This is a genomic window from Hominiventricola aquisgranensis, from assembly GCF_040096225.1.
GTDB lineage: Bacteria > Bacillota > Clostridia > Lachnospirales > Lachnospiraceae > Hominiventricola > Hominiventricola aquisgranensis.
In genome coordinates this window covers 1-12,106 of the sequence record NZ_JBBMFC010000040.1, presented here as the reverse complement: position 1 = coordinate 12,106, position 12,106 = coordinate 1, and the positions used below count along the sequence as shown (strand labels likewise).

The 12,106-nt window shown below is 46.9% G+C and carries 9 protein-coding genes and 1 tRNA gene; 8 read left to right on the top strand and 2 right to left on the bottom strand.

Annotated elements, in window-relative coordinates:
- Positions 1 to 82 precede the first annotated feature (82 nt).
- Positions 83 to 1,687: a CTP synthase gene (gene pyrG, locus WMO62_RS14645; RefSeq protein ID WP_349145135.1), complete on the bottom strand. Its 1,605-nt coding sequence runs from the start codon at positions 1,685 to 1,687 to the stop codon at positions 83 to 85.
- Between the two features lie 192 nt (positions 1,688 to 1,879).
- Between pyrG and ftsH the strand changes: the two genes are divergently transcribed.
- The 8 genes from ftsH (at position 1,880) to WMO62_RS14610 (ending at position 10,560) form a co-directional block, all read left to right on the top strand.
- Positions 1,880 to 3,793 (top strand): ATP-dependent zinc metalloprotease FtsH, encoded by a 1,914-nt coding sequence (gene ftsH, locus WMO62_RS14640; protein ID WP_178753741.1) that lies wholly within the window; start codon positions 1,880 to 1,882, stop codon positions 3,791 to 3,793.
- Between the two features lie 6 nt (positions 3,794 to 3,799).
- Positions 3,800 to 5,617, top strand: a complete 1,818-nt coding sequence (gene uvrC, locus WMO62_RS14635; RefSeq protein WP_117499586.1) for an excinuclease ABC subunit UvrC — start codon at positions 3,800 to 3,802, stop codon at positions 5,615 to 5,617.
- Between the two features lie 68 nt (positions 5,618 to 5,685).
- The gene (gene hprK / locus WMO62_RS14630) at positions 5,686 to 6,615 is read left to right on the top strand and encodes an HPr(Ser) kinase/phosphatase (protein ID WP_117499585.1); all 930 of its coding nucleotides are present in this window, start codon (positions 5,686 to 5,688) and stop codon (positions 6,613 to 6,615) included.
- A gap of 19 nt (positions 6,616 to 6,634) precedes the next feature.
- Positions 6,635 to 7,579 carry an ROK family glucokinase gene (locus tag WMO62_RS14625; protein WP_349145134.1) on the top strand — a complete coding sequence of 315 codons (945 nt, stop codon included), beginning with the start codon at positions 6,635 to 6,637 and terminating at the stop codon, positions 7,577 to 7,579.
- A gap of 149 nt (positions 7,580 to 7,728) precedes the next feature.
- Positions 7,729 to 7,810: transfer RNA gene (locus WMO62_RS14620), tRNA-Leu, on the top strand.
- A gap of 419 nt (positions 7,811 to 8,229) precedes the next feature.
- A complete protein-coding gene (locus tag WMO62_RS14615) occupies positions 8,230 to 8,577 on the top strand; it encodes a DUF4234 domain-containing protein (RefSeq protein WP_118438501.1) in 348 nt (115 codons plus the stop codon).
- Positions 8,574 to 8,936: a DUF2752 domain-containing protein gene (locus tag WMO62_RS15870; protein ID WP_118627468.1), complete on the top strand. Its 363-nt coding sequence runs from the start codon at positions 8,574 to 8,576 to the stop codon at positions 8,934 to 8,936. Before WMO62_RS14615 ends, WMO62_RS15870 begins: the two co-directional genes overlap by 4 nt.
- 139 nt (positions 8,937 to 9,075) lie before the next feature.
- A complete protein-coding gene (locus WMO62_RS14610) occupies positions 9,076 to 10,560 on the top strand; it encodes a hypothetical protein (RefSeq protein ID WP_349145133.1) in 1,485 nt (494 codons plus the stop codon).
- Positions 10,561 to 10,644: 84 nt separating this feature from the next.
- Here WMO62_RS14610 and WMO62_RS14605 read toward each other — a convergent pair whose 3' ends face one another.
- Positions 10,645 to 11,889, bottom strand: a complete 1,245-nt coding sequence (locus tag WMO62_RS14605) for a CapA family protein (protein WP_349145132.1) — start codon at positions 11,887 to 11,889, stop codon at positions 10,645 to 10,647.
- Positions 11,890 to 12,106 lie beyond the last annotated feature (217 nt).

Here is a 12,106-nt window from a genome sequence, read left to right as displayed (position 1 = left end):
ACCGCCGTATACGGAACCGTACGTACGGTGGTGTGAGAGGTCGGGAAAATTTATTTAATTTTCCCTCCTACTCGATTATGATTTATTTTTTTGCTTTCACAGCAGCTTCCACAAATCCTTTGAACAGCGGATGTGGGCGGTTCGGTCTGGATTTCAGCTCCGGATGAGCCTGGGTTGCGATGAAGAACGGATGATCTTTCAGCTCGATCATCTCCACGATACGTCCATCCGGGGACAGGCCGGAGAGAACCATGCCATGGCTGGTCAGGACTGTACGGAAATCATTATTGACCTCGTAGCGATGGCGGTGACGTTCATGGATCAGTTCTTCGCCATACAGTTCGTAAGCTTTGGAAGTCTTATCCAGCACACATGGGAAGGAACCAAGACGTAAGGTTCCGCCAATATCCTCCACACCGTTCTGATCCGGCATCAGTGCGATCACCGGGTACTGGGTGTTCGGATCCAGCTCGATGCTGTGGGCACCGTCCAGTCCGGCAACATTTCTTGCATATTCCACGATGGACAGCTGCATACCAAGGCACAGGCCAAGGAACGGGATCTTATGTTCACGGGCATATTTAATAGCGGTAATCTTGCCGTCGATACCACGGCTTCCGAATCCGCCGGGAACCAGAATACCGGTCACGTCACCAAACAGCTCATCTGCATTTTCTTCAGTAACGGTCTCGGAATCGATCCATTTGATATTTACAACAGCACGATTGTCGATACCGCCGTGCTTCAGTGCTTCTACCACGGAGATGTAAGCGTCATGAAGCTGAATATATTTTCCGACCAGTGCAATGTTGACCTCTGTGGTCGGATGACGAAGCTTGTCTACCATATTGGTCCAGTCGGACAGATCCGGTTCCGGACACGGCAGGTTCAGACATTCGCAGGCAGCCTGCGCCAGATGCTCCTGTTCCATGGCAAGCGGTGCTTCATACAGATATTCCACATCCAGGTTCTGAAGAACATGCTCTTTCGGAACATTACAGAACAGAGCAATCTTGTCCTTGATGCCTTTTTCCAGCGGAAGCTCGGTACGGCATACAATAATATCCGGCTGGATTCCCATACCCTGCAGCTCTTTGACAGAAGCCTGGGTTGGTTTGGTCTTCATTTCACCGGATGCTTTCAGATAAGGGATCAGTGTGACATGGATCAGGATCGCATTTTCATGACCGACTTCATGCTGGAACTGACGGATTGCCTCCAGGAACGGCTGACCTTCAATATCACCGACAGTACCGCCGGTCTCTATGATGGCGATATGCATATCTTCGGATGTGTAATTCCGATAAAATCGGCTTTTGATTTCGTTGGTAATGTGAGGAATGACCTGAACGGTTCCGCCGCCGTAATCGCCGCGACGCTCCTTCTGAAGAACGGACCAGTATACTTTTCCGGTGGTCACATTGGAATTCTTATCAAGATTTTCGTCGATAAAACGCTCGTAATGTCCAAGATCCAGATCGGTTTCGGTGCCGTCATCGGTCACGAATACCTCACCATGCTGTACGGGGTTCATGGTACCTGGGTCAATGTTGATATAAGGGTCAAATTTCTGCATGGTTACTTTGTAACCGCGCGCTTTTAACAGTCGTCCGAGGGAAGCGGCAGTGATGCCTTTTCCAAGACCGGATACAACGCCACCTGTTACAAATACGTATTTTACTGGCATTGGTTAAATCCTCCTGAATGTAATTAAAAAAACATTTTATATTATATCGCTTCTAAAATAAAAATACCATTTAAAAATTTTTGTTTTTTTATACTTATTTTATAAAAAGTACGGATTTTTTGCGAACAGGTGTATTGATTTATAAAAGAAGGTTCACTATAATAAGAAGTGTTACGCACAAGGAGGAGAAAGATGAATAACAATACACCCCCAAACAATAAAGGGAATGGAAATAACAATGGCGGCAAAGCACCGAAAAACACACAGAATATGTTGATGTTTGCTGTCTTTGTAATAGCTGCGATCCTGGTGTGGGCACTGTTTAACAATCAGTACACACAGGCAACATCCCAGGAGATTACATATGATAAATTCCTGGATATGCTGGAGGCAGATGAGGTAGCTTCTGTGGAGGATACGGGTTCTACATGGAAGATCACACCGAAGGAAAAAGATAAAGATGGAGTAACGCTTACTTATTATACAGGTAAGATGGCGAATGATACAGAGCTTCTTCCTTTGATGAGAGAGAAGAATGTGGAGATCCAGCCATATATCCAGAATGATGCTATGATCAGCATTGCGCTGAATATTCTGTCCATTGTGGTACCGATGATTCTTCTGTGGGTTCTGTTCAGCGGATTTATGCGCCGTATGGGCGGAGGCGGAGGCGTCATGGGCGTCGGTAAGAGCAAAGCCAAGGTTTATATTGAGAAAGAGACAGGTGTCACATTTAAGGATGTGGCTGGTGAGGAAGAGGCAAAGGAATCTCTTGTGGAAGTGGTTGACTTCCTTCATAATCCGGAAAAATATACCGAGATCGGTGCAAAGCTTCCGAAAGGTGCACTGCTTGTAGGCCCTCCCGGAACTGGTAAGACATTGCTGGCAAAGGCTGTGGCAGGAGAAGCACATGTGCCGTTCTTCTCTCTGGCAGGGTCTGATTTTGTGGAAATGTTCGTAGGTGTGGGCGCATCCCGTGTCCGTGACCTGTTTGAAGAAGCTAAGAAAAATGCACCTTGTATCGTATTTATTGATGAGATCGATGCCATCGGCAAGAGCCGTGATTCCCGTATGGGAGGCAACGATGAGCGGGAACAGACCCTGAACCAGCTGCTGGCTGAGATGGATGGATTTGAGAGCAATCAGGCCTGCATCATTCTGGCGGCAACCAACCGTCCGGAGGTGTTGGATCAGGCCCTTCTGCGTCCGGGCCGTTTTGACCGCCGGATCATCGTGGAGCGCCCGGATCTCAAAGGTCGTGAGGACATTCTGAAGGTTCATGTGAAAAATGTGAAGCTGGATGAGACGGTGGATCTGGCAGCTGTTGCACTGGCAACCAGTGGGGCAGTAGGTGCAGATCTTGCAAATATGATCAACGAGGCAGCTATCATGGCTGTCAAGAATGGCAGAAAAGCCATCTGCCAGAAAGACCTGTTTGACGCCATGGAAGTGGTCATGATGGGTAAAGAGAAGAAGAATAAGATCTTAAGTGAAGAAGAACGGAAAGTGGTATCCTATCATGAGGTTGGTCATGCACTGACCAGTGCACTTCAGAAGGATGCTGAGCCGGTACAGAAGATCACAATCATTCCGCGTACCAGCGGAGCTCTTGGCTATGTATTGCAGACACCGGAGGAAGAGAAGTTCCTTCTGTCCAAGAAAGAGATTCTTGCCCGTCTGGTCGTATGCATGGGAGGCCGTGCAGCAGAGGAAGTAGTATTTGATTCTGTTACCACCGGAGCATCCAATGATATCCAGCAGGCGACTAATCTGGCGAGAGCCATGGTGACCCAGTACGGTATGTCCGAGAAGTTCGGTCTTATGGGACTGGAATCCAGAGAGAGCATGTATCTGGACAATGGAAGTGTTCTGAATTGCAGTGATGAGACGGCATCCCATGTGGATGAAGAAGTTATGCGGATTCTGAAGGAAGCTTATGAGGAAGCAAAACGTCTGCTCACAGAGAACCGTGAGTGTCTGGATCAGATCTCTGCATTTCTGATCGAAAAGGAGACCATTACCGGTAAAGAATTTATGGAGATCTTCCATAAGGTGAGAGATGAAGCAAATGAATATCACCAGGAAGAATTGATTTTCGCAGAGTAAATAATTATGGCATTTAATATTGAGGAAGAACTGAAAAAACTGCCGTCCAAGCCGGGCGTATATTTGATGCATGATGAGCGGGATGCAATCATCTATGTGGGCAAGGCCATTTCGCTTAAGAACCGTGTACGGCAGTATTTTCAGTCCAGCCGCAATAAAGGGGTGAAGATCGAGCAGATGGTCACCCATATTGCGCGCTTTGAGTATATTATCACGGATTCAGAGCTGGAGGCTCTGGTTCTGGAGTGCAATCTGATTAAGGAGCATCGGCCCAAATACAATACCATGCTCATGGATGATAAGGCATATCCTTTCATCAAGGTAACGGTTCAGGAGGATTTCCCAAGAGTGCTGTTTGCCAGACAGATGTACAAAGACAAAGCAAAATACTATGGACCGTATACCAGCGCAGCTGCGGTAAAGGATACCATTGATCTGATCCACAAGCTGTATGGAATCCGCACCTGTAACCGGCAGCTTCCGAAGATGCAGGGAAAGGAACGGCCCTGTCTGAACTATCACATTCATCAGTGTCCAGCCCCCTGTCAGGGCTACATTTCCAAAGAAGAATACGGAGAATCCGTGAAAAAAGCATTACATTTTCTCAATGGAAATTATGCTCCCATTTTGAAAGAACTGGAAGAGAAGATGCAGCAGGCGGCAGAAGAGATGGAGTTTGAGAAAGCCATTGAATATCGGGAACTGCTGGGAAGTGTGAAGAAGATCGCGCAGAAGCAGAAGATCACGAACAGTGATATGGAAGATAAAGATGTGATCGCTATGGCGAAAGACCGGGAAGATGCGGTGGTACAGGTGTTCTTTATCCGGGATGGACGTCTCATCGGACGGGATCATTTTTGTCTGCACATTGCGGCAGATGATAAGAAAGAAGAGATCCTGGCAGCATTTGTGAAGCAGTTTTATGCAGGAACTCCGTATATTCCCAGAGAGATCATGATGCAGTATGAGATCGGGGAAGCGGAAGTTATCGAGAGCTGGCTGAGCGAGCGGAAAGGTCAGAAGGTGCATATTTGTGTGCCTAAGAAGGGTGAGAAGGAGAAGTTGGTGGAGCTTGCCCAGAAAAATGCGAAGATGGTGCTGGATCAGGATAAAGAGCGGATCCGCCGCGAAGAAGGGAGAACCATCGGTGCCATGAAGGAGATCGCAGGTCTTTTGAATCTGCCGGAGATATCCAGAGTGGAAGCATACGACATATCCAATATCAGCGGTTTCCAGACAGTCGGCTCTATGGTCGTATTTGAAAAAGGAAAACCGAAGCGATCTGATTACAGAAAGTTTCGGATCCGTGGGGTACAGGGGGCTGATGATTATGCCAGTATGGAAGAGATGCTGACCAGAAGACTCTCTCATTATGAGACTTATCCGGATCTGATCATGATGGATGGAGGCCGTGGGCAGGTGAACATCGCGCTGAAGGTTATGGATGCAGTTGGCGTGCACGTTCCTGTATGTGGTATGGTAAAGGATGACCACCACAGGACCAGAGGCATCTATTTTAATAATGTGGAGATTCCTATTGACCGGGACAGTGAAGGCTTCCGTCTGGTGACACGTATTCAGGATGAGGCCCACCGGTTTGCTATCGAATATCACCGTTCTCTTAGAAGCAAGGAGCAGGTGCATTCGGTGCTTGACGATATCAAAGGTATTGGTCCGGCAAGAAGGAGGGCATTGATGAAGGCATTCCAGACTCTGGATGATCTGAAGGCAGCCAGCGAGGAAGAACTGGCGCAGGTAGAGGGGATGAACAGTCTGTCAGCCCGTCAGGTCTACGAGTTTTTCCATGTTGCGAAGCAGAATTAAACGTGTTAAACTTTTACTATATGAAGGCTGGAAACGGTTCAGCCGCGTGAAGAAAAGGAGTACAGAATATGTCATCCGTAAAGTTAAATAAGATGATTGAGAAGCTGCAGCTTGTAAATCTGGTGCCGGAAGTATCCACCGATGAGATCGAGATTAGCAGCCCGGAGATCAACCGTCCGGCTCTGCAGCTTGCCGGATATTTTGAGCATTTTGCAAGTGAGCGTGTACAGATCATTGGATATGTAGAATATACCTATCTGAAAAGTCTGGACAGAGATGTAAAGCTGGCCAATTATGAGCAGTTTTTATCCAGCGATATTCCGTGTGTGATCTATTCCACCCGGACAGAACCGGATGAGGATATGATCGAGCTGGCGAAGAAATATCACAAGCCGCTGCTTTCCAGCCATCGCATCACATCTGACCTGATGGCAGAGGTTATCCGCTGGCTTGGCGTGGAGCTGGCACCATGTATTTCTATCCATGGTGTTCTGATGGATGTCTATGGTGAAGGTATCCTGATCATGGGCGAGAGTGGCATCGGTAAGAGTGAGGCTGCTCTGGAGCTGATCAAGCGTGGTCACCGTCTGATCACCGATGACGTGGTTGAGATCCACAAAGTCAGCGATGATACGCTGGTAGGAACCTCACCGGAGATCACCAGACATTTCATCGAGCTTCGCGGTATCGGTATTATTGATGTGAAGACTCTGTATGGTGTTGAAAGCGTCCGTGAGACCCAGAGCATTGATCTGGTCATCAAACTGGAAGAGTGGGACAAGGACAAAGAGTACGACCGTCTGGGACTCAATGAGGAATACACCGAGTTCCTTGGTAATAAAGTGACCTGTCATTCAATTCCGATCCGTCCGGGCCGGAACCTGGCGATTATCGTAGAGTCTGCGGCTGTTAATCACAGACAGAAGAAGATGGGCTATAATGCAGCTCAGGAGCTGTATCGCAGAGTGCAGGAGAGTATTAGCCGCAATAAAAAATAAGACCATGGGGGATAAAGGGATGAAAGAATACTGTTTTGGAATTGATGTAGGCGGAACCACTGTGAAGATGGGACTGTTCCGTGTGGACGGTGAGCTGCTGGAAAAATGGGAGATTCCCAGCAGAACCGAGAATGAAGGAAAAGCCATTCTTCCGGATATTGCAGAAGCAGTACAGAAGAAGCTGGAAGAGCGTGGAATTGAGAAGGATTCGGTGACTGGTATCGGTATCGGAGTTCCGGGGCCGATCAATGCAGAGGGCATTGTGCCGCATACCGCAAACCTTGGCTGGGGCTATAAAGAGGTCACCAGAGAACTGACCGAACTGACCGGTCTTGTGAGTAAGGGTGGCAATGATGCCAATGTGGCAGCTCTGGGGGAGATGTGGAAAGGCGCCGCAGCCGGACATAAGAGCGGTGTCATGGTAACATTGGGAACCGGTGTTGGCGGTGGAATCATCATTGATGGAAAGATCATTACCGGAGCCAATGGTGCAGGCGGCGAGATCGGACACATTCATGTGGAAGATGCTGTGGACTGGAATTGCGGCTGTGGCAACCAGGGATGCCTGGAGCAGCTGGCATCTGCCAATGGAATGGTGACTCTTGCAAAATGGATGATCCGTCAGGGAGCTGATACCAAGGGAACAACCCTTCAGCCAGAGACCATGACTGCCAAAGATATCTGGGATGCAGTAAAAGCAGACGATGCATTTGCCAAAGATGTGGCAGAACGTTTCGGAAAATATCTGGGGCTGGCACTTGCCAATGTGGCATCTACGGTTGATCCGGAAGTATTTGTCATCGGTGGCGGCGTGTCCAAAGCAGGCCCGGTCATCCTGGAATACATAAAGAAATATTATCTCAAATATACCTTCCGCGGCTGCCGCGGCGCAAAATTTGTGCTGGCAACACTTGGTAATGATGCCGGTATGTATGGCTCGGCAAAACTGGTGCTGGAGCAGTAAGGCAGGCAACCACGTAGCAGTGAAAAGCGCTGCAAGCGTGATTTTGCGAATGGTGCAGATGAACTGTAATTATGTGAAAAAGGCATTGCGATGAGCAGTGCCTTTTGATTTGACTTTTTCAGTCACAGATGATAAGATAAATCCGTTGAGCGGGTATGGCGGAATTGGCAGACGCGCCAGATTTAGGTTCTGGTGGGACATCCCGTGCAGGTTCAAGTCCTGTTACCCGCATGAAAAATTACTTAAAGAATTATTGAAGTAGAGATTGTGCTACTACACGCCTGTTAGCCCAAAAGAAATCTGGGAAGGGGCACATCCATCAATAATTCTTTGGTAAAACAATAAAGTTGATTGATGCCACTGGTTGAGAAACCGGTGGTATTTTTATGCAAAAAATAAAATTTTTTTCCCAAACCTGGCAACTTTCTGCAGATCGCCGTCCTCAGTTGCCAGAATCAATGGATGGCTGGTGAAATATGAGGAAAGGGAAGTGGAGGAACTGCTTTTAGAGAACTTTGCCGAGCACTTTCAGAAGATTAGTGAAGATGATTTAAGTATAGGTTTTTTATATATGAAAGTCTGATTTACATTGTCTAAAAGTCTTATAAGTGATATAATCAATAAAAATAAACACAAAGGAGAAGTGTGTTATGAAGAAAAGAAATATTGCACTGAGTATTATTTTTACGCTGATTACTTGTGGAATCTATGGCTTATACTGGTTTGTATGCCTGACAGATGAAACGAATCAGGCGGCTGGTGAACAGAAAACCACAGGAGTCATGGCATTGATCTTCACATTGATCACCTGCGGCATTTATGGTCTCTACTGGGCATATTGCTGTGGCGAAAAGATTGATAAGGCAAAGGCTAACAGAGGAACGCCGGCTTCTAACGGGGGAGTGCTCTATTTGATTTTATATATCTTTGGAGGCGTGATTGCATATGCATTGATTCAGCATGAGCTTAACAAACTGATTGAACAGGATGAGGCATGAATCATAAGCGTATAGAAAATGTTTTTCTGATATGCCTGATGTTGGGCATTTATACAGTGTTTGTAAGCAATACCGGAACAGGATTTCCTTGCCTGTTCCGGTATTTTACACATTTGCAATGCCCTGGTTGTGGAGTCACACATATGCTTTTGGAATTGCTGCACGGAAATTTTCGCGAGGCATATAATGCTCATCCTGTTCTGCTTTTGTGGGGACCATTTTTACTATGGCTTGTGTTAAAATCTTTATATGCATATATAACGGATAAAGATCTGCGGCTTAGGACATGGGAAAAAGCAGGAATGTATATTTTTTTAGTAGTTCTGTTTGTATTTTTTGTGTATAGGAATCTACCGTAAAAGGCTCTCCACATCCCATATAACGTACATAACTCCTATAATGAAAACCGCTGCATGTGTGGGCAGCGGTTTTTGTTGTTTGCCCTATAAGCATATGGTAAAATACCCCATACAAAAGATCAAAGGCGGGAGAAGAAATATGGCTTTTTCAGAGATTCGGACGCAGAGAAGAATAACAGTCAGGGAGGCATCTGGCGGCGACCTGTTCAAAGGTGCGGTGGCGATTGCAGCGGGTACGACGCTGATTTCCTGTTTGACGCTAGATATTTCCACAGGATTGAAAGGGGCACTTCTGGTGGCAGGATGCTTGTTGTGTCTTTATGGGGCGAAATGGGTCAGAAAATATCTGAAAGATGATAAAACCTACAGGGAGTATGCGCCGGAATGGGATGACAAGCATTTTATTTACGACCGTTTTGCGAAGGGATTGAATGCCTGGTATCGACAGGAGGAACTCCCCGAGGATGCCGACGGAGATATTGCATATTTTCTGAAGCTTCAGAGAGAGCGTCTGCGGAACAAGGGATTGCAGATGGAGAAACGAGTCGTTCCTACCAAAGGAACCGGTTATGGAACTGGAAAAAGATCTCGCAAATCCCTCTGGTATACTACGGATATGTTTTTTGAGCAGGTGTCTGGAACGCTTGCATTTCACAATGCAAATGAGACGGTTTTCGAGCAGCAATCGGAGATGACTATGTATGAAATCGTGGCGCACACGCCGGATACGACGAGAGCAGATCAGATTCGAGTGACCTGTCCCCAATGTGGTGCGGTAAATGTGGCGCTGAAGCTGGAGGAGGGCTGTCCTTATTGCGGCACCAGATTTCGGATCAGGGATCTGTTCCCACGAGTTGTGAATTTCTTCTTTATAAAGACGAAATCCATTGCCAGCTACAAGCAGATCTTTACGCAGACCATGACCCTGTCTATGGCGAGCGTATTCGTCATTACTTTATTTCACAATATATTTACCAATTTCCGGGCGCTGCCGTCCATGCTGTTCAACAGCTTTATGATGGCACTGCTAGCTGGTGGTATGATCGGTTATCTGGTGGGAGATGCAAGACTTCTGGCTGCAGTTTTTGACCGGGATGGCATGAAACATATTTCGTTGCTCAAATGGACCAGTTCCAAGCGAAAGATCACCAATACGATGCTGAAATATGATAAGAATTTTTCCTTTGATAAATTTGAGGGACAACTGGTGGCGCTGGTTCGTATGGCGGTCCTGGCGGAAAAACCGGAGAATCTGGCCTGCTATGCGGCCGGAACGCGGGATGCACAGTTCGCAGATATTCTGGAGATGACCTATACCAATGGCCTCTGCTTGAACAAACTCTGGCTGGAAGGAGACCAGATGCACATGTCTATCCGAACCTGGTGGATCAATTATTATGAAAATGATGGAAAGATTAAGAAATGCGGAGACTGCATCGACACAGTCTTTGTGAAAAATATTTCCAGACAGGAAGAGCCGGGATTCTCCATCACATCTGTCTTCTGCCCTGATTGTGGCGGCAGCTTTGATGCCGTCAGACAGCGGATCTGCCCCTACTGTGGGAAAGAATATCATATGGAAAATGAAAGTTGGATCATTGAAAAAATGCATTTGATCCGGTAAGAGGATAGAAGAAACCGTGACAAATTGTCGCGGTTTCTTTGGAATATTTCTGCAGATATTTCCTCCAGACATACTTTTTACTCGTTATTCCTGATCCTTCAACACACCATCTTCCCCAACGGTCACATCAAAGGACAGATTTGTCAGCTTCTGGTACAATCCGGATGGATTCTGAATCTCTTTCAGAACACCGCCGGAGCGCTGGCAGGGAATGAGCTTCACAGAGGGTGGATTTTCATCGGAGAAGGTGGTCTCCAGCAGAACCGTCTGCCCATCACGATTTCCGAATAAATAATTTCCAAGACTGTAGATAATGGGAACCCCATTGTAGTATTCAAAGCCCTGGAGCACATGAGGGTGGCAGCCGACCACCAGATCAGCTCCGGCATCAATATAACCTTTTGCAAGAGACCTCTGATAATCTTCGGGGGTTTCATTTCGTTCGATGCCCCAATGTACAAAGACGATCACATGGTCACAAGTCTGATGGGCTTCTTTGATGGCTGCATTTAATCTGGCTGGATCATAGGTCTGGAAGATTCCGGCCTGGTTGTCAGTGGCATACCAGTCCCAGGAAGGAGAGACTCTGGTGGCACCAAAGATGGCAAAGGTCTGTCCATTGATGGTGCGTGTAGCAGGTGCAGATGCCTCGGCGTCATTATAGCCGCCGCCGATCCGGGTGATGCCAGCCTGATCCAGAGTGGCAAGGGTATCACAGAAAGCATCCCGGCCAAAATCAAGAGAATGGTTATTGGCAACAGTCACAATGTCAGCACCCAGATCCTGAAAAATCTTCACATATTTCGGGTCGGCACGGAAAGTGAACTGCTTATCTTCCATGGCTTCTCCCTGAAGACTGAACGGAAATTCCTCGTTGAAAATAAACAGGTCAGCATCCTGCATATGGGACAGCATATTGTTGTCAGCAAGTGTCTGGATGCCGGAACGGTTGTAGGCATCCAGATAAGCTTCTGGAAACATTACATCACCGGCAAAGGCCAGAAGTACATCGCCGGTTCCCGATGCTTCGTCTGTGCTTATATCGGCATCTTCAGATACCTGAGTGGAGTCTTCTGCCATTCCGGACTCGTTGTTCCTTGTATCTTCCGAGTTCGAATCAGATTCTTGATAGGAATCATTCTCGATACCGGTATTTCCGGTAAAACCAGATTCCTCTACTTCTGAATCCTGTGAAAATTCTTCCTGCATGGATGCATTTTTATGTAAAAAAGATGGCCATCCTGTGATGTGAGATGCGATCAGCAAGACCGCAAGCAGTGGAATGCCGATACAGATGCCGATGCCAATTCCCTTTAAAAAATTTTTCATAATGATAGTCCTGCCTTTGTAGCTGATTATTTTTCTCTTGCGCTCATTATGTCGTGATTACATCACTTCACAATTTCGCCGTTCGTCAAGAATGAGCGAGTTCCCGCTGGCTCTCTTGTGTTCATTACATTATATCACACCATAATCCTCCTTGCCCACAGGAAAAACCTGCGGTATCATAAGAGGTAGAAAAAGGTTGCTGCCATACAGCAGCCAG

What these genes read in the sequence shown, in the direction of transcription:
- WMO62_RS14615 (WP_118438501.1), top strand. Translation starts at nt 8,230, where the DNA reads ATGAAGAAAAGAAATATTGCACTGAGTATTATTTTTACGCTGATTACT.
- WMO62_RS14610 (WP_349145133.1), top strand. Translation starts at nt 9,076, where the DNA reads ATGGCTTTTTCAGAGATTCGGACGCAGAGAAGAATAACAGTCAGGGAG.
- pyrG (WP_349145135.1), bottom strand. Translation starts at nt 1,687, where the DNA reads ATGCCAGTAAAATACGTATTTGTAACAGGTGGCGTTGTATCCGGTCTT.
- ftsH (WP_178753741.1), top strand. Translation starts at nt 1,880, where the DNA reads ATGAATAACAATACACCCCCAAACAATAAAGGGAATGGAAATAACAAT.
- uvrC (WP_117499586.1), top strand. Translation starts at nt 3,800, where the DNA reads ATGGCATTTAATATTGAGGAAGAACTGAAAAAACTGCCGTCCAAGCCG.
- hprK (WP_117499585.1), top strand. Translation starts at nt 5,686, where the DNA reads ATGTCATCCGTAAAGTTAAATAAGATGATTGAGAAGCTGCAGCTTGTA.
- WMO62_RS15870 (WP_118627468.1), top strand. Translation starts at nt 8,574, where the DNA reads ATGAATCATAAGCGTATAGAAAATGTTTTTCTGATATGCCTGATGTTG.
- WMO62_RS14625 (WP_349145134.1), top strand. Translation starts at nt 6,635, where the DNA reads ATGAAAGAATACTGTTTTGGAATTGATGTAGGCGGAACCACTGTGAAG.
- WMO62_RS14605 (WP_349145132.1), bottom strand. Translation starts at nt 11,889, where the DNA reads ATGAAAAATTTTTTAAAGGGAATTGGCATCGGCATCTGTATCGGCATT.